Source organism: Microbacterium sp. AG238 (assembly GCF_003610405.1).
In the GTDB taxonomy this organism is placed as follows: Bacteria; Actinomycetota; Actinomycetes; order Actinomycetales; family Microbacteriaceae; genus Microbacterium.
In genome coordinates this window covers 39,739-59,506 of record NZ_RAQC01000002.1, presented here as the reverse complement: position 1 = coordinate 59,506, position 19,768 = coordinate 39,739, and the positions used below count along the sequence as shown (strand labels likewise).

19 protein-coding genes and 1 tRNA gene are annotated in these 19,768 nt (G+C 65.6%); 11 read left to right on the top strand and 9 right to left on the bottom strand.

Going from position 1 to position 19,768, the window contains the following annotated elements; all coding sequences use genetic code 11:
• Window positions 1-41: 41 nt before the first annotated feature.
• The 4 genes from DEU36_RS16025 to DEU36_RS11890 all read left to right on the top strand — a co-directional run bounded on the left by DEU36_RS16025 (window position 42) and on the right by DEU36_RS11890 (window position 4,496).
• Window positions 42-1,538 (top strand): PspC domain-containing protein, encoded by a 1,497-nt coding sequence (locus tag DEU36_RS16025; protein WP_183045388.1) that lies wholly within the window; start codon window positions 42-44, stop codon window positions 1,536-1,538.
• On the top strand, window positions 1,531-1,959 hold the full coding sequence (locus tag DEU36_RS11895; RefSeq protein ID WP_120264569.1) for a hypothetical protein: 429 nt from the start codon (window positions 1,531-1,533) through the stop codon (window positions 1,957-1,959). The genes DEU36_RS16025 and DEU36_RS11895 overlap by 8 nt, the downstream gene beginning before the upstream one ends.
• 63 nt (window positions 1,960-2,022) lie before the next feature.
• Window positions 2,023-2,095: transfer RNA gene (locus DEU36_RS16155), tRNA-Met, on the top strand.
• 277 nt (window positions 2,096-2,372) lie between these two features.
• The gene (locus tag DEU36_RS11890; RefSeq protein WP_120264568.1) at window positions 2,373-4,496 is read left to right on the top strand and encodes a P-loop NTPase fold protein; all 2,124 of its coding nucleotides are present in this window, start codon (window positions 2,373-2,375) and stop codon (window positions 4,494-4,496) included.
• Between the two features lie 56 nt (window positions 4,497-4,552).
• Here DEU36_RS11890 and DEU36_RS11885 read toward each other — a convergent pair whose 3' ends face one another.
• Together DEU36_RS11885 and DEU36_RS11880 are read right to left on the bottom strand one after the other, a co-directional pair.
• Window positions 4,553-5,701, bottom strand: a complete 1,149-nt coding sequence (locus DEU36_RS11885; protein ID WP_120264567.1) for a site-specific integrase — start codon at window positions 5,699-5,701, stop codon at window positions 4,553-4,555.
• Window positions 5,688-6,350: a hypothetical protein gene (locus DEU36_RS11880; RefSeq protein ID WP_147374404.1), complete on the bottom strand. Its 663-nt coding sequence runs from the start codon at window positions 6,348-6,350 to the stop codon at window positions 5,688-5,690. The genes DEU36_RS11885 and DEU36_RS11880 overlap by 14 nt, the downstream gene beginning before the upstream one ends.
• A gap of 99 nt (window positions 6,351-6,449) precedes the next feature.
• Between DEU36_RS11880 and DEU36_RS11875 the strand changes: the two genes are divergently transcribed.
• Entirely contained in the window at window positions 6,450-6,662 is a 213-nt protein-coding gene (locus tag DEU36_RS11875) for a DNA-binding protein (protein ID WP_120264565.1), read from the top strand.
• Window position 6,663: 1 nt separating this feature from the next.
• Here the strand turns inward: DEU36_RS11875 and DEU36_RS11870 are convergent, their stop codons facing one another.
• The 3 genes from DEU36_RS11870 to DEU36_RS11860 are packed head-to-tail and all read right to left on the bottom strand — an operon-like array spanning window position 6,664 to window position 9,744.
• The gene (locus DEU36_RS11870) at window positions 6,664-6,903 is read right to left on the bottom strand and encodes a toxin (RefSeq protein WP_120264564.1); all 240 of its coding nucleotides are present in this window, start codon (window positions 6,901-6,903) and stop codon (window positions 6,664-6,666) included.
• Window positions 6,900-7,163, bottom strand: coding sequence for a ribbon-helix-helix protein, CopG family (locus tag DEU36_RS11865; RefSeq protein ID WP_120264563.1), 264 nt, complete (start codon window positions 7,161-7,163; stop codon window positions 6,900-6,902). The genes DEU36_RS11870 and DEU36_RS11865 overlap by 4 nt, the downstream gene beginning before the upstream one ends.
• A gap of 49 nt (window positions 7,164-7,212) precedes the next feature.
• Window positions 7,213-9,744 carry an AAA family ATPase gene (locus DEU36_RS11860; RefSeq protein WP_396652170.1) on the bottom strand — a complete coding sequence of 844 codons (2,532 nt, stop codon included), beginning with the start codon at window positions 9,742-9,744 and terminating at the stop codon, window positions 7,213-7,215.
• A gap of 544 nt (window positions 9,745-10,288) precedes the next feature.
• On the opposite strand from DEU36_RS11860, the gene DEU36_RS11855 reads away from it, so the two are divergent.
• On the top strand, window positions 10,289-10,975 hold the full coding sequence (locus tag DEU36_RS11855) for a hypothetical protein (RefSeq protein WP_120264561.1): 687 nt from the start codon (window positions 10,289-10,291) through the stop codon (window positions 10,973-10,975).
• A 93-nt stretch (window positions 10,976-11,068) separates the two neighbouring features.
• Here DEU36_RS11855 and DEU36_RS11850 read toward each other — a convergent pair whose 3' ends face one another.
• Window positions 11,069-11,707: a hypothetical protein gene (locus DEU36_RS11850; RefSeq protein WP_147374403.1), complete on the bottom strand. Its 639-nt coding sequence runs from the start codon at window positions 11,705-11,707 to the stop codon at window positions 11,069-11,071.
• Window positions 11,708-12,068: 361 nt separating this feature from the next.
• Between DEU36_RS11850 and DEU36_RS16020 the strand changes: the two genes are divergently transcribed.
• Both DEU36_RS16020 and DEU36_RS11840 read left to right on the top strand, forming a co-directional pair.
• Complete coding sequence (locus tag DEU36_RS16020) at window positions 12,069-14,489, top strand: ATP-binding protein (protein ID WP_147374402.1); 2,421 nt, start codon at window positions 12,069-12,071, stop codon at window positions 14,487-14,489.
• On the top strand, window positions 14,486-15,529 hold the full coding sequence (locus tag DEU36_RS11840; RefSeq protein WP_147374401.1) for a hypothetical protein: 1,044 nt from the start codon (window positions 14,486-14,488) through the stop codon (window positions 15,527-15,529). The genes DEU36_RS16020 and DEU36_RS11840 overlap by 4 nt, the downstream gene beginning before the upstream one ends.
• A 474-nt stretch (window positions 15,530-16,003) precedes the next feature.
• On the opposite strand, the gene DEU36_RS11835 is transcribed toward DEU36_RS11840, so the two are convergent.
• The 3 genes from DEU36_RS11835 to DEU36_RS11825 all read right to left on the bottom strand — a co-directional run bounded on the left by DEU36_RS11835 (window position 16,004) and on the right by DEU36_RS11825 (window position 17,968).
• Window positions 16,004-16,318 carry a biopolymer transporter Tol gene (locus DEU36_RS11835; RefSeq protein WP_120264557.1) on the bottom strand — a complete coding sequence of 105 codons (315 nt, stop codon included), beginning with the start codon at window positions 16,316-16,318 and terminating at the stop codon, window positions 16,004-16,006.
• Window positions 16,319-16,360: 42 nt separating this feature from the next.
• Window positions 16,361-17,392 carry an acyl-CoA desaturase gene (locus tag DEU36_RS11830; RefSeq protein WP_120264556.1) on the bottom strand — a complete coding sequence of 344 codons (1,032 nt, stop codon included), beginning with the start codon at window positions 17,390-17,392 and terminating at the stop codon, window positions 16,361-16,363.
• 240 nt (window positions 17,393-17,632) lie between these two features.
• Entirely contained in the window at window positions 17,633-17,968 is a 336-nt protein-coding gene (locus DEU36_RS11825) for an ATP-dependent DNA ligase (protein ID WP_120264555.1), read from the bottom strand.
• 133 nt (window positions 17,969-18,101) lie between these two features.
• Between DEU36_RS11825 and DEU36_RS11820 the strand changes: the two genes are divergently transcribed.
• The 3 genes from DEU36_RS11820 (at window position 18,102) to DEU36_RS11810 (ending at window position 19,761) form a co-directional block, all read left to right on the top strand.
• A complete protein-coding gene (locus DEU36_RS11820) occupies window positions 18,102-18,311 on the top strand; it encodes a hypothetical protein (protein WP_120264554.1) in 210 nt (69 codons plus the stop codon).
• Between the two features lie 186 nt (window positions 18,312-18,497).
• Window positions 18,498-18,824 carry an ATP-dependent DNA ligase gene (locus DEU36_RS11815; RefSeq protein ID WP_120264553.1) on the top strand — a complete coding sequence of 109 codons (327 nt, stop codon included), beginning with the start codon at window positions 18,498-18,500 and terminating at the stop codon, window positions 18,822-18,824.
• Window positions 18,825-18,945: 121 nt separating this feature from the next.
• Window positions 18,946-19,761 carry a helix-turn-helix transcriptional regulator gene (locus tag DEU36_RS11810; protein ID WP_147374400.1) on the top strand — a complete coding sequence of 272 codons (816 nt, stop codon included), beginning with the start codon at window positions 18,946-18,948 and terminating at the stop codon, window positions 19,759-19,761.
• Window positions 19,762-19,768: the final 7 nt, after the last annotated feature.

Here is a 19,768-nt window from a genome sequence, read left to right as displayed (position 1 = left end):
CCCCATATCGGCCGCTGCCGCCGACCGCGGAGGATCGGATCATGAATTCCGCGCCGCCTCTCGCCGCCCCGCCAGGATCCGACCCCACGTCTACGACGGACGGCGGGTTCTTCCGTTGGGTCGAGGGCCTCGGCCTGGCCCGCCGGGACGGGTGGGTCGGTGGCGTGTGCGCGGGAGTGGCTGCACGGTGGGGCATCGACCCCGTCATCGTGCGCGGCATCGCCGTCGTCGCCACCATCATCGGCCTCCCCGCGGTCGTCGCCTACGCCCTGGCGTGGGCCGTCCTGCCCGACGCTTCGGGACGGACGCACGCCGCCGATCTGGAACGCGGCCGGTTCACCTACACGCAAGGCGCGATCCTCGCCGTCGCGATCGTCGGCGCCGTTCAGATCCTCGGTCTGCTGATCACGCTCGCCGGCCTCGCGACGAGTTCGAGCGCGGGGGCGGTCACGGCCGTCCTCGTGGCACTCGCCCTCATGGGCGGGGCCGTTCTCGCAGCCGCCGTGATCGCGCTGCTGGTCCGAGCAGCGCGTCGAACCCCGGGCACCGACGAGGACGAGTTGCGTCGGGCTTCCGCAGCGTCCGAAACGGTCCCGGCCGCATCCGCCGACGGCTCTGTCGCGGATGCCGGCGCGGGCGGAACGGAAGGTGACGCCGTCGCCCCCGTGCCGCCCGCGCCCCTGAGCAACGACGCCGGCCCCGCCGACCTGGCTGCGTGGCGCGCGCAGCACGCGGCCTGGAAGGAGCGCGATCGCGCCTGGCGGCGGGAGCAGGATGACGCTGATCGCGCGGCTCGCGCCGCCGCACGGGAAGAGCGTCGCGCCACGGCGGCCGCGTTCGCGCGGGAGGCGGCGGAGCGCCGCCGCGCACGACGCGCTGAGCGCCCCCGCACGAGCATCGCCTTCGTCGCCGTGAGCGCCGGGGTCGCCGTCATCGCCGGCACGATCGTCGGGCTGGCCGCTCCCGGCAGCCTGTCCGTCGCGCTCGGGATCTTCGTCGCCGCCCTGGTCACGGCCCTCGCGATGATCGTCGCGGGCGCCAGCCGCCGACGGAGCGGCTTCCTCGCCTTCCTATCCGTGTGCCTGCTGACGGGCGGCGGCGGCGCGGTCGCCCTGACGGTCGCCACCGAGCTGCACATCGGCACGTATGCGATCTCGAACGTCTCGTCCGATGTGGGGACGGCCCCGTTCCGGCAAACCTTCGGCGACCTCCACGTCACCCTCGTCGACGCCCCGGATGCGCAGCCGGTGAGCATCGAGAAGGGAGCGGGGACGACCCTGGTGACCGTCGACCCGGGTGTCGAGGTCGTGCTGCGTGCCTCTGTCGGCGACGACGCGTCGTTCGTGCTCTCGCAGGACGATGACTGGGCCCTCCTCACCGACGGGCCCGACGCGAGATCCGACGGGCAGGACCGGACCGCCATCGAGACGACGATCGCCTCCGTGGGCCCGACCACCACGCAGCAGGTGCTGACGGTCGACCAGGAGAGCGGCTACATCGAGATCCGCCTCCTGGGAACGAAGCGGACCCATGAGTGATCCGAGCGCGGCCCGAGCCGACGGCAACGACGAGAGCGAGACCACCCCGATGGACGACACCGTGATGAACGACACCGTGATGCACAAGACGGAGATCGAACGGGCCCCCTTCACCGCTCCTGCGGATCGGCCCCGGGTCCGCTGGGCGGGGATCGTGTGGGGCGTCGCGATCGCTGCGGCAGCGACCGCCGGCGTCGTCCTCACGCAGTCGCCGAACGCCTACGCCACGCTGGTCGAGTGGGTGGCTGCCCCTTCGGTTCCCGCCTTGGTCGCCGCGGCCCTGCTGACGGTGGGAGTACTGATCCTCATCGCGGGGGTCGCCGGGATGCTGAGCCGAGGTCAGCGGCGCCTGCCCGCCAGACGCGCGGCGTCCGCAGCGACGCCGTCACCCCTGGAGCGCCCCGAGCGTCACACGACGTAGCACGACGACTCCCGCCTTCACAGCGCTGGCCGTCGCCGACGGTCCGACGTAGCGTGATGGCATCGCGGCGATCCGGGTGGTCCCGGGCATCGGCTCATAACCGATCGCGTTGCGGGTTCGACTCCCGCCGTCGCGTCTACTGTGAAGGGTCGTAGATCCTTGTATTTACGCGGATCTTGGGACCTCTCATTCTCGGCGAAACGCGTTTTGCCCACATTTTGCCCACACTTTTGAATGTCGGAGCAAGTTCCCATCGACAGACACGTCGAGATCCGTGCTGAAGCTCCCTGTGGATCGATGCTTCGAGTTGCCGCCGTTTGTGGAGCGGTGCGCCACCTAGGGCCACGGCAGGGTTGGCGAGATACTCGACCTTGCTGCCGGCCAATCGGCGGCGCGTTGCGTTGGGAGTAGCGATGGTTGAAACGAGCGACTCGTGGTTCTCCGATGATGCACAAGCCGAACTCGCGCCGACACTCGGGCGTGCGAGCTTTGTCGATCGCGTGTGGGAAGTCATTCGTCAAACTCACGCGACGGGCTCCTCAACTGTTTTCGGCCTCGTGGGCCCTTGGGGTTCTGGAAAGAGCTCGATACTCGAATGGCTGAGCGCCAAAGCCGTTAGCGACGGCCGCGGGCCCACCTGGCTGACGGTGGCGTTCAACCCGTGGGACTACCAGGATGCCGCGTCTCTTCAATCCGGATTCTTCGCAGAATTGGCAGCAGCTTTCGGCGCACATTCCACGTTGGACACGGCCCGAGCACGATTCGCGGCGTTCGGCCGAACTGTGGCTCCTTTCGCATCTATCGCATCGCTCGTCGGAGTCGATCTAAGCAAGGCCGTCGAGGCTGCCTCCGGACTGGTTGCCGGCGATGAAAGCACTGGGGCCGCTCGCGCCAAGTTGGAGGCGGCGCTGCGGCAAGCGGGAACTCCCGTGCTAGTAGTTGTCGACGACATCGACCGAGTTTCGGCAGAGGAGTTGCTGTTGACGCTGAAGCTCGTTCGACAGCTCGGGCGTCTTCCGCATGTGCACTACCTCCTCTCCTACGACGAGACCACAATCCTTGACGTGCTCACGCGTACGTCTCTGATAGGTGAGCAGACTCCATCACGTGCGCGCGACTACATGGAAAAGGTCGTGCAGGTGAGATTCGACATCCCAGCACTTCGCCCCGCGGACGCAACAAGGATGATGAACGCTGGTCTCGAAGCGTTAAGCGCAAGCGGTTGGCTTCAGCTAGATGAGACTGTTTCAGCAAGATTCTCGGCCGCGTACTTCGGATTTATGGCGGCCCGCCTCAATACGCCGCGCTCCATCAAGCGTTATCTCGCTCAAATTCGCTTGCTGTCGCCGACTATGGCGGGCGAAGTTGACTACGTAGATTTCCTTGTCCTCACATGGCTTCGAACACTCGAACCGGGTGTTTACGCACTTCTGCAGAGTCGCCGCGAGGACCTCACAGGGAGCGGAAGCCGGGTGAGCCTCGGCCGCCGAGATGACCAGGCGACGCGGGATGATGCGTTCCAGTCGTGGAAGTCGGCGCTACTCTCGTCGGGCACGCGCGAGCAGGATCTCGAGGGTGTGTCATCAGCGATGGCGTTCCTCTTTCCTCGCTTCGGCCAAATCTGGGCACGCGCGGGAAGCTACGCAGGCGAAGCCATTAGACCACGCATCGCTGACGAATCATACTTCGATCGCTATTTTGGTTTCGGGCTAGCAGACGACGACGTTGCGGACGCGTCGATCCGGGACACTATCGACGGGTTGTCGTCTGACGGAACTTCGGACCACGCCACGTTGGCACACCTTACGCAAGCCGCAGTGACCAATCCCGCGCTGATCGTAGGGAAGCTGGCGCACGAGCTGCAAGCCCAGCGCGAGCCCACTCCGCGACTAATCGAATGGCTCGCGAGGTTGCACGCCGCGCTGCCCGCAGAGCACGACTTCATCTCGCCGTCGCGGCAACTTGAGGCAGCGATAGCACTTCAACTGCGGCGCGCGCCCGGTCCCACCGTGCCAACTCTCATCCAAGCTGTCGGCAGCCTCAGCCCGGAGCTCATGGCAACAGTCGTTGATCGCGCCGGTCGCGATTTTAGGAATGAAACGACATCGAGTCTGAAGTTGGGGGACGCCGAGATCGCGGTCGTACGAGAAGTGCTCGCGGATCACTTTCGGTCCTCTGATCCCCTATCCCTGACAATTAGCGCGCGGAGCGCATGTTGGTCATGGAGTCGGATCGATCACAGCGGCTTCAGCGAATGGGTGACTTCCAAGCGAGAGACTTACGGCGATCTGGATACTCTCGCGTTCTTCGTCAACGTGTCCGTTTCGATGGGAACCCCTCAAATCTCTCGCCTCAGGGGGCTTGAAACTGAGGAGGCGAAGAACCATCTGGATCTCGCAGCGCTACGGATTCAGTTCGCCGAAGAAATCGCCGCGGTCGGCCAGGTCGTCGCCGACGCTTTCGATGGCCCCCTGGACACGCCGGCCGAGCGCCGACGCGTGGCCCTCGCCGAACTTGGGCGTGTTGATCTGGATTGATTTCCAGCGCTTCTGCGCAAGTTCGAACTTGCTCCTGCCCGCGCAGGGCACGTTGCTCAACGCGTCATCGCGACGTTTCGGGCAGCGTTTAGCGACGCCGAAACTGAGTCGAGGTCGTCGTCGAACAGGTCGGCGTAGACATCCAGGGTCATCGCCGCGGACGCGTGCCCAAGCATCCGTTGCACCGCCTTCACGTTCGCGCCCGAACTGATCGCGAGCGATGCGGCCGTGTGCCGCAGGTCGTGCACCGTCATCCGCTCAAGGCCGGCCACGTCCAATGCGGTCGTGAACCAGGAACGCGACTTCCCCGAGGCGCGCGGGCGCGGCAGATAGTCGAGGCCGTCGCCGAACAGGATCGCATCGCGCGACTTCCCCTCGCACAACCGCGCGATCGGCAGCTCGAGAAACTCGGGGTATGGCACCGACCGCAGTTCGTGGGTCTTCGGCGTCCCTACGTGGATCTGCGCGCCCACACGCACGGCGTTCTCGTTCACGGCGAGCCGTCGGCGCAGGGAATCGACATCGCGAACACGTAGCGCGGTCAGCTCACCCCAACGAAGCCCGGTGTACGCCGCGAGATAGACCACAGTCGAGTGATCGCCAGACGCCACGGCGAGCCGCTCGATCTCCTGGTGGCTGAGGTATCGATGCGCCTTTCTGCCCTTCCGAGGCAAGTTGTCGACGCCGCGCGCCGGGTTGTGCGGGATGCGGCGGTCCTTGACAGCAATGTCGAGGACGGATGCGAGTACCCCGTGTGCGCGGATCACAACCGTTGCGCTCTTGGGTCTCGCGCCTTGCGCACGAGTGCGCGGGTGATCGCGCCGGTTCGTCTTCGCGGTGCCCGCGGACAGCTGCGAGACCCATGTCCGCACGTCGCTGTGCGCGATTGCCGACACCTGAGTGGTTCCCCACCGCGGCATGACGTAGACGCGCCATGCGTCTTCGAGCGCCTTGTAGCTCGACGGCTTCAGTCGCGAACGCTTGGCCTCGAGCCATCCGACTCCGAGTTCGGCGATCGTGGTGCGCGCCCGAGCTGGTTCGATGTACTCCCCCGTTGCCTTCGAGACTTCGACGGTGGCGAGGAAGAGATCGGCGTCGCGCTTGGTGCGGAAGCCACGCTTGTCGGTCTGGCGATGATCCGGCGTCCGGTAGCGGACGCGATACCGCTTGCCCGCCCCGGTCTCGTAAGCCTCAATCGTTCCCATGGCGACCGATCAGCGAGTCGAGAAATGCCTGGTGCTCCTTGTCGGATAGGTCGGGCTCGATCCCCATCTTGTCCATCAGACCCATCGCGATGCGTCGCGCCCCGGGCTGATCGACGACTGTCGTCATGTAGCCCGCAGACCGCGCCCGAGCGATCCAGTTCGTCGCCGTCCGCTGCTTCAGCCCCAACGTTTCGGCCACGGCGAGCGCCGGATTCTCGTTCGAGATCTCGGCGATGCGATAGACCAGCGCCGTGAGGTGAAGGGTCTCCGGGTGCGCGGGCTCGAACGATGCCAAGTCCTCGAGCATCCCGAGGCGCTGTCTGTCGCGGAGCATAATGATGCCGATGGTCCACAGCGGCAGCGAGTAGGCGATGGCGCGTCGCGCGATGGTGTGGACGCGAACTGTGCGGAGCAGCGCCCCACCGATCTCGAGCGGCAACTGTCCCCGATCGAGTGCGAACTCGGCGATCTCGTACCTGCCCGCATCCGAGGAGTATTCGAGTCGCAGGCGGACGCGGGCCCGCTCGTCTTCTTCGAGCCCGACGATGTCATCTCTTCCGACGAGCATGTCGGCTTCGATGACCGGCTTCAATGAGAGTCCTGGTGGCACCAGGATGCTGCGGCCCGAGAGTCTGATCAGCTTGCTCACATCGACATGATGCCACACGGTGCGCGCTATTGACATAGCTACGCAACTGGTTCTAGCTTGTGCGTATTGATGACATGGTTACGCAGAGAGGGTCAGAGGATGGACACGGAGGATGAATGGCTCGATCTCGATGACGCCGCTCAGACGATGCACATGACGCGCGCGGCTCTTGCGCAGCTGCGATACCGCGGTGGCGGCCCGACCTTCTACCGCATTTCTGCGAAGACGATCCTGTACAAGCGCTCCGGCATCCTCGACTGGATGGAGAGCCGGGCGTGCACCCGAACCGACGACGTGCTCACGGGTCGCTGAGTCAGGGCAGGAGGTCAAGCATCTGCGGTCTCGCTTTCATGGCATGAATGACGAGTTCGTTGCCGCTGTCGAACACGAGCACGACGGTCTCCAGCAAGCGACCCTGCGCGTCAAAGCCCAGCCTGAGTTGCCGGGCCGGTGAGTCGTCGTCGAGTTCCTCAACCCAGATCGGCCAGGACGCAGCCTGAACGGCGTCTTCCGCCGAAACTCCGTGCTTGAGGGCGCTGTCGTGAACCCTCACGCCGCGTACATCGCGAGGGCCTCGCGGATCAGTTCCGAACGAGACTTGTGCTCACGGTCAGCAGCTGCGTCGAGGGCGGCGAGTTCTTCGGCCGTGAGCCGCAGCGCAACGACCTGCGACGGCTCCGCACCCCGCCCAGGCCGTCCTCGACCGCGCTTCTTCAACGCGTCGACGTCATAGCCGACCTCGGCCTCGGCGGCCCACTCAGCGATCTGCGCTTCGGTGACCGGCGTGCCGTTGATCGTCTCGTCCGCACCCATGTCTTTAATGTAATACGAAACTCCGGCGAAGCCAAGGTGCCAGTGACGCCTACCAACTCAAACCCGTGCCGGGCGGCGCCTCTCGCAACCACGAGGGCGTCTCCCCGGCAGGCGACCGAGTCGCTTCCCGGGCCGCTCGGGACAGATCCAGCCGCGCTGCACGTCGCGAGTCCTCGAGCGTCAGCTCTGGGCTGCCGCGGCGCATTGCTTCGGCGAGTTCGCCCAGCGCCGCATCCTGAGAGCCCGCGACAACTACGGCCTGATTCCAGGCTCGCCCGCGGGTCAGCCCGACGTAGAGTCCCGCCGCATCGACGCCCGGGCCCACGACAGACGCATCCGCGGTGTCGCCTTGAATGCCGTGCACCGTCGACGCGTAGGCGAGGTGCACGTGGTCGAAGGCGTATTCGGCCGAGACGTATCGGCGCTCGGTGGTGTCAGTGAGATTCCGGAGTTCGATGCGCTCCGGCCGGATCGCTGTGATGACCCAGGTCGCGCGATTCTGCACTCCGGTGCCCCGGTCATTCCGCCGAGTTTGCACGACATAGCCGACGAGCAATTGCTGACCGTCACGACCGTGGGCCATGACATCCTGGCGAAGTGCTCCGGTCGCGACGCGACGCTGCTGGATTGCTTCGCTGACCGCGGTGGCATCGTCGTTGGTGGCAGTGACGAGCGCGACGCGCTTGCCGCGTTCCGCCCAGTCGAACCACGCGTCAACCATGAGGTCGCGCGCCGCATCCGCGCTTGCCACCCGCGCGACGTGCCCTCCGTCATCGAGAGCCGCGGCGACTCCGACCGCGTCCTCCGCCGTCGCGACCTCCCGCAACCTCAGCGTGAGATCCCCATAGGCGCGGTCGGTGAACCGGTGAACTTCACTCAGCTCCACGACGTTGTCAGCCACCTGGGTCATCGCGGCCATCGCGCCCGCGTGGCCAACGGGCGCAGCCTGGCGCGGGTCGCCGATCATGGCGATGCCGGCGCCGGCCTCCCCCGCGACGATCGCGAGCGCGTCCGCAGTGTGGAGGTCCACCATCCCAGCCTCGTCCACCACGATGCGATCGCCTCGACTGAGCTGGAAGTCGCGCGGGCCCCGGTAGATGCGGCCGGTCGCCGCATCCGTCTGACCGATCTGCAGGCGGGTCCACACAGTCGCGCCCGCTTCGTCGATTCCCCAACGCCAACCGTGGTCGGCGAGCAATGCGTGCAGGCTGGATGCCGTGGCCCCGATTTCGCGCTCGGCGACGGCCGCCGCCTTCTTGGTTGGCGCGACCACGATCATGCGTCGCCGCTGCAGTCGGAGGGCGTGGAGTGCGACGCGCAACAGCGTCGTCTTGCCCGAGCCGGCAGGCCCGGTCATCGATACGAGGCCTTCGGTCCCGGCGATGGCGGAGGCTGCGGTGAGTTGCGCATCAACGAGCTCGGTGCGCTCCTCCACCAAACGCCGTGCGACGGTGCGCATCTGTCGTTCGTCGGGCAGCTGCCCGGGTGCGGCAAGCGCCGCGAACCTATTGGCGACGCGCAGCTTGAGCAGCACGGTCGCTTCGGCCATGAGCGTCTTGATGTGCGCAGGCTTGGCGGGATCGTCCGGCACCAGGTCGATGGTGTGCTCAGTCGCCCGCGACGCGACGTCGTCGATCAGCTCATCGAGTGCGTCTCTCTCGGCAACGACTCCGCTTCGGGAGATGGCCCGGATGGCGCTGGCCCGCAGATCCCATGACGAGAACCGCCCGCTGCTCGAGACCGAACGGGCATCGGCCTCGACGAGCGCCATCCGCGCGAGCAGTTCGCGATCGAGGTCGGCGATCGGGGTGGGTTCGCGTCGAGCTGGGTTCCGCTGCCAAAGCAGGATGGGATCGATATTGGCGAGTTCACTGCGGACCCGCTCCTCCCACTCGGCTTCGTCGAGGTGGGCAGGCTTGCCCGGTCGTCGTTGCGCCCACGCCAGCTCGTCGATGTGGTGGAGATCGTCGACGCCAGGTTGCCGTCCGGGGTGCTCCTCGCGCCACTCCGCAATCAGCCGTATACGGTTGGCTTCGATCTGGTTCGACCGTCGCGAGAGCGGGCGCACGACGTGGGCAAGCTGCGCGATCTCGCCGTTCGCATCGAGCGTGTAGCCGTGGGCGGCGAGTGCGGCTACCCATCGTGGGTCGCTGCGAGCCGCCAACTCACCCTCCGCGTTAACAACGTTGTGGAGCCTGAGCGCTACCCGCGAGTCCAGGCTCGACCATTTGCCGTCGACTCCTTGCACCTTCATGTTCAGCCATAGGTGTCGATGGATATGGGGGTCAAGCGCCCGCGACCGCCGATGCTGCAACTCGACGACTTCGAGCCGAGCGATGTCTTCGCGGATTTGTCCGCCCCGGCCGCGCCGCGCGTTCAGCTGGCGCTGCCAGAGCGGGATGGTGCGGTCGCGCATGCGGTCCTGTAGCAACTCGAACTCCCGCGCGAGCTCCGGGTCAAGGAGAGCGGCGACGCTGTAAGACTTCGGGAAGTTGATTGTCCCGTCCAGAAGCAGGTCGGTGTTCTCCGACCGGTGCATCAGCCCGCGCGGCTCACCGGTCTCGGGATCCTCCCCCTGGATCCACCGCCGCAGCGCCGGGGCGTCCAGCTTGTCGCGAGCCAGCTCCCCGCGACCGCCACGAACCGCGTCACTGCGGCTCCGTCGACTTCGCCGTATTGCTCAGCAGACGCCACTCCCACTGGAGCACGGTGTGCATCACATGTGCCATCGAACGCGTACGAGATCGCATTGCGGATGCCGCGGGATTCAGCCCCGCGCTTCCAATTCCGCAATCCCCCTCGCATGACAGCAGGATACATGCGCAGCCGTGTCACCACCAGGCATGGTGCCTACGTGCATTGCTTTCAGTTCTTGTCTCACTCTTCATCGATCTCGCTCGTTCGTGGTCTATTCGATCAAGCGTCGGCTCGCGCTCGGTGGCCGTCGCGGCGCCATGGAGCGTCCGCGAACGTCCGAATTGGAAGCCTCTGCGCATCCGTCGGCGGGGTCTACCAGGGTACGAACGGCGGGGTGCCGCTCACGGTGTTTAGCGGGACCTCCTCACTCCGGGATCTATGGTGGCTCGTGTGAGGTCTGTCCGACAGCCAGCAGTGGGAGGGATGCGATGGACGACGCGATGGAATTCGATGTGCAACCACCCGGCGACCTGTGGCGGTTCTCAGTAGGTTCGCCGGAAGCGCACGGCGCGACGTGGGCGCTCACCTGCGCGCGTCATACGAACGACGTGTACCTGTCGACGCGCGAACACGGCGGCGGCGACAGCAAATGGTCGTTCCATCAAAGCGGCGACTGGCGTATGCAGTACAGCCAGGCAAAGGCGGAAGAGCTCGGAGTGTCTCGGGTGCTGAGTCAGTGGAACCGTCCCGCTGCGGACTCTCTCGGCTACACCGAGATGATCCGAATTCTCCTGCCCACGAGCGACATCGTTCCAGGGGCCAAGGAGCTCACAAGGCTTTCGAAAGTCGAGTGGATCGATCCTGCCCCAGCGGGGATGATGACCGTCATCTTGATATGTGTCATCGCGCCCGGGACCCAAGTACCGCTGCCCAGCGACTTGACCCCGCTCCGGTTGATCGCCTTGCACGACGGCTCGATCGTCATGGTGTTCAGAGCGGACGCCGAAATAGCCGGCTACGCGCCGCTCTTCCAGAGTTCCCGCACCGACATACGGAGATTGCCCGCACCGGGCGGAGGGGCATGGCGCCCGTCGCGAACTGATCCCGACGCGCGCGGGATGGTGGATGCCGTCAGCGGCGACGGTCGGCACGAGATCTGGGATCTGTGGCTGTGACCTCTGCTGCAAGTTGCCCAGCTGCAACCTGACCGCCAATCAACCGATGACCGCGCGCGTCCGATCGGGCGACCGACGTCGTCGCCGAGGCGGTCAGTCGTCGCCGGCAGCCTTCACAGCCCTCCGTAGTGCCCGCGACAGCCCGTTTAGAGCCGAGAGCGTGCTCGTCGCGTAGTAGACCACTTGGCTACGCATGACCCCCTCCGCATTCCGCGGAACGTTCTCTCGCGTGAGCACCCATATGACTCCATTCTGGATGCCGACGTCGTCGCCAACGACGTGGGCAGAGACGGTGTTGCGGATAAGGCGCAGCGTCTGGGTGAAGTCTGTGTCCGCCCTCATCGGCGCCATCGCGTCGTCGAACTCGACCTTGGCCACTCGAACGATCTCGAAGTCGAACGCATCATGGGCGGGGTCGTCCGATCCCGCGCGCCGGATAGCACCCAGCAACCGATTGATCATGTTGTCCACCGATTCGTCGGCCTCTTCGAGGGCTAGAACCAGGAACTTCTCGGCGGTGAGCCGACTTTGAGGATGGGCAAGAAGATTTCGCAACAGCACCCGAAGGTCAAAATCGACGGTAAGCGCGAAGAAGTCCAGGTCGGTGAAAGCTCTGTAGACCGCAGAGTTTCCTTTAATCCCAATCTCCGCATTGCGTGCCGCCTGGGCCAGAACGCGCTCTTGTTCGGGGAGAACTCGATCAAGGTTGGCAACGATCTCGTCCGCGGTCACAGCGGTGACGGTACACCAAGGAGCACTGAGGGTCACTCCCTGCGCGATGCGCATACGGATCAACCCGCCGACTTCATCGCCCGCTGAGGGGAACAGCCCCGCGAGATGCACACAGGTGAGGCCGCCATCGACGGTACCCGACTCTATTTGGCACGAACCCGTGCGGCGGTCGAGACCGAGATCCTTCCGGACTGCACGTGCTCCGCCAGTTCACATGCCTTATGGTCCGTGCGGTCGCCGCAGCGAGGCGACGTCAATGGGCCGACTCGGCCCGATCACGGCTGGGCTCGCCAAGAACCGACGCTGCCCACCAACCGTTCACTGTCGGAGGCGTCCGCTATCGTCACACCCGGGAGGACCCGTGGCAGGCACAGATACGATTCGCGGAATCGCGTATCAGCAGGCCCACGCGATCCACCTCGCCATCGAAATCGTCGAGCAGCATCCCGAGCATCAGCTTCGCGTGGAGGGCACGGACGATGTCGTGGACGTCGAAGTGCTTGATGCGGTTGGCCATCTCATCAGTGCCCACCAGATGAAGAGCCGCTCGGGCCTTCCATGGACGCCGAAGCCGATTGCCGATGTCATGCGCCGCTGGGCCGGCCTCAACGAGCCAACCGCCACATTCACCTTCATCACCAACGGAGCGCTCGGCCCCGGCGCGCAAACCCTCAGCAACATCCTGGCGAGCACCGACACCGATCGAACCACGCGACTGGCGAAAGAACTGGACATCTCCGAGGATCTCGCGGAACGCCTGACGTTCGCGCGCGTTCGCGTCGATCTGTCCTCCGTCGGCGCTCTGCTCGAAGCTGCCGAGCGACGCATCGCTGCACGGCTCGACCCACTCTTACGCGACAGGGAGGAAACAGCCGTACAGCGTGTCGACACCCTAGTCAGGGTGCTCATGGAGCGAGCGGCGCAGAACAACCCCGCGGAGCGGTTGTTCACCGCAAGTGAGCTCCAGACGCTGGTGGGCGGCGAGAGTGGCGAACGAGCCGAGTACCAGTGGGCGAGCGCACTGAAAGAGTCGTACCTGGCGACGGTGGCAAGCACCCCGCCGAACCTCGTTCCTCTCACGCTAGCCACGCGCGAAGGCGAGCCCGCTGTCGACCCGAACGTACTCCTCCTGTCGAAGACGGCATCGTTGTCGGGACCGACCGGCACCGGCAAGTCCAGCGCGATACAGATGCTCCAGTCATCAGCCGCAGCCACTGGGCGTGCAGTTGTGGTCTGCCGTGCCGAGACCTACGTACCCGGACACCTCGGAGCTCTCGTCGCCGATGCGCTCGGCTTCAGCACGGGAACGGCGATTCCCACCTACGCTGGCCGGAAAGTACTCGCTGATCCGGACTCTGTTGTCGTCATCGACGGCGTCTCCGAGATTCCCGATGCCACACTTGAGCGTCTCGCAGAGGATTTGAAACCGCTTCTCAACCGGCCGGGCCTCGCGTCGGTCGTGCTGGTCGGGCGCGACCCCGCGGCGCTGCGCCGTCTGCTGGAGCCAGCCCCTGCACACGAAGCCTTCACAGTCACGCCACTCACACAGTCGGATCAGGAGCGACTCATCAAGTCGGTTGCTGACCCGGCCGCGCCCGGATTTGCACAGATCCGCTCTCGCGCAGAACGTGTCCTGGGAGATGGCGTACGAAACCCAATGCTCCTTAAGATCTACCTTCAAGCGGGCGCGGGAGGTACGGACGAGCTATCTCGAAGCGCCGTCTACGAGAAGTTCCTGTCGCACCTGAGCGAACGGGCTCCATCCGTAGACGCCCGAACCTACTTGCCGGTCCTGAGTGTCGTGTTCGCTCAGCTTCTCACTGCTCAACGTCGATACTCCGACCGATACGAATGGGTGGCCCGCACAGACGAGGTAGCAGAAACTCTCCCGTCTGCGACCGACGGCGCCAGCGCACGCGCTGCGGCCCTCCGCATTGGACTAGTTACCGAAGTAGGCATGGGTGTGGTTGCACCGTTTCACGACTCGCTCGCTGACTACCTTGCGGGGACTGCAGTGGCTGCCGGTCTCTCCCCTCTGCCCTCCGCTCTGCGCACGACCCAGTCAGAATGGGTGGTCTTCGCAAGCGAGCTCGGCGTCGATGTCTCTGACCTCGTCTCACGAGACCTTCCGTTCCTGTCCGTGCGCATCGCACGCACGGATCACCGCTTCCCCGGCAGCGGCAGCTACGCACACGAGATCGCTACGCTGCTGGACGTACTTCTCGGGCTAACCGGTTGCAATGTCCACGCGAAAGAAGCGCTAGACGGTCGGTGGGTCCTGCGTGCGACCGATGACTCCGGTATGACCATCGGAGAAACGGTCGTTGAACGCGAACGCGGGCCTCTGTACGCGGCCGTACGACTCTGGCGACTGGCTCTACGCAGTCGATTGGACTCAGTGCCGCCCGCTCTATCGCGCCGCCCGCGATCTATCGCAGACGCTCGAACCCAGGTCAAAGAGTTCGTTCGACAGCGTCAACTCAATCTGGATGCTCTCCTCGACACTTTCCCCGACGAGCAACGTTCCCAACTGCTAGATCGGCTGCGACCGCTAGGCCTCACGTTCTACATCGGCGATAGCGATGAGATCTGGGGAGTTGAAGATTGGCCGATGTCCTACGTCGAGACAGTCGAGACTCGCCTGCTCCCGGAAGCGCCCGTCGAGCGGCTCGGTCAGACGACCGCATCACATTTCCTCGACGGTGGTCCGGCACATGCCGCGGCAACGGACATCCGAGAAGCCGTTCACCAGCTCACAGACACATCGGGATGGCTCGCATGACGAAAGATATTTGGACTGCGGTGAGCGACCTCGCCGATAAGTGGCGGCACTCCCAGACCGTGCGGCGTGTGATTTCAGTCATGCCGCGAGATGGCGTCCCGTCGAAGGACCGCCTCACGGAGATGCTCGCCGAGTTTCGTGCGGGGGGTATGCATGCGCACGCCTTACGCCTCAATTCGGAGCTGAGGTACCTGATGACCCAGCCGATGTGGGAGCACGTGACGAGGCCAAACAGTTTCGATGCATGGTTCCTCGCTGCCTACGAAGTCGAGGTCGCCTTCCGCCTTCAACTGGCGTGGCTTCGCGCTCAGCTCCCCGGATATCCCCTGCTTGGAGTACCCCAGCTCGTCGCCAACACCCCGTTCACCACACACGAGTTCACCTGGAAGGCGGTCTGGGCACGCGCGGACATGGCCCGCGGCTTCCAGCTCTCACGTCCACCGGACCTTGTCATTGGGGCCGAACGCATCGACGCGAGCCACGAACTACAGGAGTTGGCCTCAGCTCTTCGCGCGTCAGAGTCCTGGCAACGGCTCGCCGTCGCCCGTGCCGCATTGACCGCGCCCGACCACGAACAGCTTCGCACCGAATGCAAGGAGCTTCGCGCCGAACTGTCATCTGAACGCGTCGATGAGTTCGAGCCGCATTTCGCGCTGAAACGCCATCAGTTCCGTGAGGAGCACATGAAGGACGCGGTCGCACGACTAACGGACGGCGCAGCGGCTTACGCGCAGGCATTCACCGACGCGGCGGACATGGTCGATTTCGCCGTTGACGACGTGCTGCCACAGCTCGTGACATACGGACACCCCAAGGACGTTGGAGCCGCAGCAGACCTCGACTTCCTCGGTGAGGATCGAATCGCGTTCCAGCCGGCCGTCCCGATCTTCTGGACCGGCATGTTGGTGTTCGTATCCGATCCGCTCGTCGAGGAAGTCGGACAAGTTATCGGAGCCAGCTTCAACTTCGGCGGCGGCATCGAGAGCAACCGCGCCACCCTTCGGCTGCTGCCGGGCGCGGCTGCCAGCTGGGGACTGTGAGAGCCAGCGACAGACTGCCGCCCCTCGTCGGCGCTCGCAAGTCGCTAGTCTCTGCACCCCTTACCGATACTCGACGCCATTGGGACGGGCCAGCCTGAGCGTATAGAAACCAGTGGCGTGCCGCCTCACTTCCTGGTTGGCCGAGAGCGCGAGCTCGCTGAAGAAATGTGACCGACTGTGCACCTGAACCGGGCCACACATGGACTGTTCCCATTGCTATGAGTCAGGACCGTTCCGTGTCAGCCCTGTGACCCATCAGGACTGTGATGTCTCGGGACTCTGATGTCTTAGGACATCGCTGACGGTTTGCCCACATTTTGCCCACACTTGGTAGAGATTCACCCCGAACGAGCCGGATTGAGCCTTCCCGAGGAAAGCAAAATTACCGCGTAATTACGCGGTTTTTCCCGAGTTCCGCGACAAGGCCGAAATCGCCCGCCTGAGTTCGACTCCCGCCGTCGCGTCCATTCGAGTTCACTCCCCGGCAAGACCGTCGAGCGCGTTGAGCCGCCGGAGGGCGTCTCGCGCTCGGCCGAGACGCTCGTCCTCGGGCTCGTCCCACCAGTAGGGACCGCGCTCCCCCAGGCCGTGCTTGGCGAGCCCGACGCGTTCGCGTGCCGCCGCCACGGCGTCGTCGTCTCCGCGACGCTTGGCCGCTCCGACCGCCGACCTGCCCCGTCCGAGGTGCGATTTCAGCGCCGCGACGATGTCGTCGGGCAACGACGGGTCGGTGCGCCGCCAGCGTCGCCCGTCGATGACGAGCCAGCGTTCGGAATCGACATCGGCCACGGACTCAGTATGAGCCGTGGCCGATGTCGAGGATGCTGCGCGTCAGGCGCGGCGGAGCTCGGCGCGCATGGGGCAGTCGAACGGGTCGCGTGCCGCGAGCCCGACGCGGTTGAGGTAATCGATGACGATCGCGTACGACCGCCACAGGGTCGTCTCGGTGTACGGCACGTTCAGGGCGTCGCACTGGTCCTTGACGATCTCGCGGGCACGGGCGAGGGCGGGACGCGGCATGTTCGGGAAGAGGTGGTGCTCGATCTGGTAGTTGAGGCCGCCCATCAGCCACGTCGCCCACCAGCCGCCGCCGATGTTGCGCGAGGTGCGCACCTGCTTGCTGAAGAAGTCGAGCTTCGCGTCGGGCGCGATGATCGCCATGCCCTTGTGGTTCGGGGCGAACGAGGCACCCATGTACAACCCGAAGACCGCAACCTGGACGCCGAAGAAGGCGAATGCCATGCCGACCGGCAGGAAGATGAAGATCGGGGCGACGAAGATCGCGAAGCGCGCGAGGATCAACGTGATCTCGAGCGCACGCTTCTTCACCGGGCCGCGGCTGAACAGGTGGCGTACCGACAGGGCGTGCAGATTCAGGCCTTCGAGAAGCAGCAGCGGGAAGAAGAACCAGCCCTGGCGCTGGGTGATGAACCGGCGGACGCCGCGAGCCGTGGCGGCATCCTCCTCGATGAACGAGATCGTGTCGATCTCGATATCGGGGTCCTTGCCCACCTTGTTGGGATTCGAGTGATGCCGAGCGTGCTTCGACGTCCACCACGACAGGCTCATGCCGACCACGCCGACAGCGAGGATGCGGGCCAGACGGTCATTCGCAGGCCCGGAGGCGAGCACCTGACGGTGATCGGCCTCGTGCGCCAGGAAGGCCACCTGTGTGAAGACGATGCCGAGCGCTGCGGCGATGAGCAGCTGGAACCAGCTGTCGCCGAGCAGGACGAAGCCGGTCACGCAGCCGCCGATGGCGAGGACGAGGGCGAGGCCCACCATCCCGTAGAACCACGGGGTGCGGCGGAGAAGGCCCGATTCGCGGACGACGCGGGAGACATCGGTGAAGGCCTTGGCCATCGGCGGGAAGTCGGCGGTTCCGGCGTAGGTGGTGCGGATGGGGCCGAGACGCGACTCGACGACGGTTGAAGCGATGAGAGCACCTGCTGACTCGTTCGTGACCGGGGAAGGTCGGGGAGCGGAAGGCGGATGCCGACGGCTTCAGGCCCACACTACGGAGCGCTGGATCGCCGCAGCGGTATATGCCCGGCTCTCACGGACGATGCACGGCAGCCGTTCAGGCGCGAAGTGCCCGCCCGGTTATTCGGACCCGTCCGGGAATGCATGCCCGCGGGACGAGTCGGGCGGCTCCGGCACGACGTACAGGCCGGTCGGCGAGTTGGCGGTGTAGGTCAGCGCCTCGAGCCAGGTGCGGTTCAGCGCCGGCGTGCGCGAGCCGTAGTACTTGAAGACGAGCCCGCATCCCGGATGGAGCCACACGGTGGTACGGCCGTCTCCGATGCTCACGTCGTCCTTCCAGGTGAGGGTGAAGGCTTCGCCACGACGGAGCTTCGTGGTGATCACCGTCTGGAGGTGCGCGAGCGTCCGGTCCTCGAAATCGGCTCGGATCTGATTCTCGTAGATGAAACGGCCCATCACCTGTCCTTCCGGTCCGGCCCGACCCTAACGCCCGCAACGCACGACCGGCATCCCCTTGCGCCCGACGAAGGGGTCGGTAGTCTCGCCTGACGCGGCGCGCTCAGCGCCGGTGGAGCGAGAGGCGGATGCCGTGTCCAAGAGAGTCGATGTGTTCTACGGCGGTCGCCCCTACAGCATCGGCGGACGCGACATCGACGACATCCGCGCCGAGATCGCCGCCGCGCTCGCGATCGGCCACGGATGGCTCACCGTCAACGACGGTGAAGGCGTCGCGCAGACGACGGATCTGCTCATCACTCCCGGTGTCGACGTCACCCTCGCCGACATCCCCGGCGACTGAGGCTTTGCGCATCCGGCCGCGAAAGTCAACCCCCTCCCCCTTCCTGAGAACTGCCTCAAACCTGCGGAAGCACAGCGCGGCTGTGCGCGTCGCGGATCGAGCGCGCGCGGATCGGATTCTTCCGCGATCCCCACCGACTCGATCGCGGAAGCTGTTGATCGCGCCATCGGCGCGCGAGGAGGAATATTGGGCAGGTTTGTTTACGACGGCAACAATCGCCTCGACATCGAGGACCGCACGCTCGCACACCTTCAGATGACCATCGGGGCCAAGCTCCGACGAGGCGAGGCGTTCTTCTTCACTTGGAAGGACGATGTCAGCGTCGGCAAGGGCCGAACGACCGTCTGGATGCACTCTGCGGCATCCCTCGTCTTCACCTTCCACGGCAGTCGCACCCCGGCGATCAACCGCGCCTGGCTCGAGGCGCTGATGTACACGGCCAACTCGCCCACCGGGCTCTACGTCGTTCCCGAGCCGGCGGAGTCCGCGACCGACAAGCTCGGTGTTGAGTAGTCAGCCCGTTCGACGGGGGTTGCAGACCGACGACCCCGGTCGGGCACAGGAATCGATCAGCTCGCTCTACGAGTCCTCGGTCTCTCTCGCGGTCGACGGTTCCACGCCGTTCCGATACGAGATGGCAGCTCTCGCTCACCCCGAAGCGGCGGCCGCCGCGATCCGTTTCACCGGCACCATGCGTTCGGCCACGCACGCGTTTCCCCGCATCATCGTCGCGCACGCGGCCCAGGGCAGCCATCGCTGGCATGTGGGCGGAGAGTCCGGCGACGGACGCACGCCCTTCGTCGTGCCGCCCGAGACGGAGTTCACGGCCGAATTCCGGCAGCTGCACCTGCGCACCTTCAGCATCACCGTCGAGACTCTCGACCATGTGCTGCGCGCACTGATCGGGGACGACCCGCGCAACCTGCAGTTCGCCGGGCTGAACCGCCGGGCCGAGAACCCGCGGCTCGTCGCCGAGACGCTCCGCTTCCTCGAGGCGACCATCCTGGCCGACGAGAAGGTCGCGGCGTCGCCGCTCATGCGGACTCAACTCATCCACCAGGCGGTCGCGTCGCTCGTGACGGCATTCCCGCTCATCGACCCGGACGAGGGGGAACGTCGCCGCCCGACGGCGCGCGCCGTCCGCCGGGCCGTGGCCTTCATGGAGGAGAACGTCGGCAACCCCATCAGCATCAGCGACATCGCGGTCGCTTCGGGAACATCGGTCCGAGCGCTCCAGAGCGCGTTCCACAAGGCCTTCGAGATCCCGCCGAGCACCTATCTGCGCCGCCTGCGCATCGAGGGAGCTCATCGCGAGCTGCGCGCTGCGCCTCCCGGCTCGACGACGGTCCGGGATGTCGCGCTGCGCTGGGGCTTCGCTCACACGGGTCGTTTCGCCCAGCTCTACGCCGCGATGTACGGCGAGCACCCGTCGCACACGCTGCGCCGCTGAGCCGCCT

Bases quoted from the DNA above. Each gene is read 5' to 3' on its own strand.
- DEU36_RS16025 (WP_183045388.1), top strand. From the start codon at position 42: ATGAATTCCGCGCCGCCTCTCGCCGCCCCGCCAGGATCCGACCCCACG.
- DEU36_RS11895 (WP_120264569.1), top strand. From the start codon at position 1,531: ATGAGTGATCCGAGCGCGGCCCGAGCCGACGGCAACGACGAGAGCGAG.
- DEU36_RS11890 (WP_120264568.1), top strand. From the start codon at position 2,373: ATGGTTGAAACGAGCGACTCGTGGTTCTCCGATGATGCACAAGCCGAA.
- DEU36_RS11885 (WP_120264567.1), bottom strand. From the start codon at position 5,701: ATGGGAACGATTGAGGCTTACGAGACCGGGGCGGGCAAGCGGTATCGC.
- DEU36_RS11875 (WP_120264565.1), top strand. From the start codon at position 6,450: ATGGACACGGAGGATGAATGGCTCGATCTCGATGACGCCGCTCAGACG.
- DEU36_RS11865 (WP_120264563.1), bottom strand. From the start codon at position 7,163: ATGGGTGCGGACGAGACGATCAACGGCACGCCGGTCACCGAAGCGCAG.
- DEU36_RS11855 (WP_120264561.1), top strand. From the start codon at position 10,289: ATGGACGACGCGATGGAATTCGATGTGCAACCACCCGGCGACCTGTGG.
- DEU36_RS11840 (WP_147374401.1), top strand. From the start codon at position 14,486: ATGACGAAAGATATTTGGACTGCGGTGAGCGACCTCGCCGATAAGTGG.
- DEU36_RS11830 (WP_120264556.1), bottom strand. From the start codon at position 17,392: ATGGCCAAGGCCTTCACCGATGTCTCCCGCGTCGTCCGCGAATCGGGC.
- DEU36_RS11825 (WP_120264555.1), bottom strand. From the start codon at position 17,968: ATGGGCCGTTTCATCTACGAGAATCAGATCCGAGCCGATTTCGAGGAC.
- DEU36_RS11810 (WP_147374400.1), top strand. From the start codon at position 18,946: ATGGCAGCTCTCGCTCACCCCGAAGCGGCGGCCGCCGCGATCCGTTTC.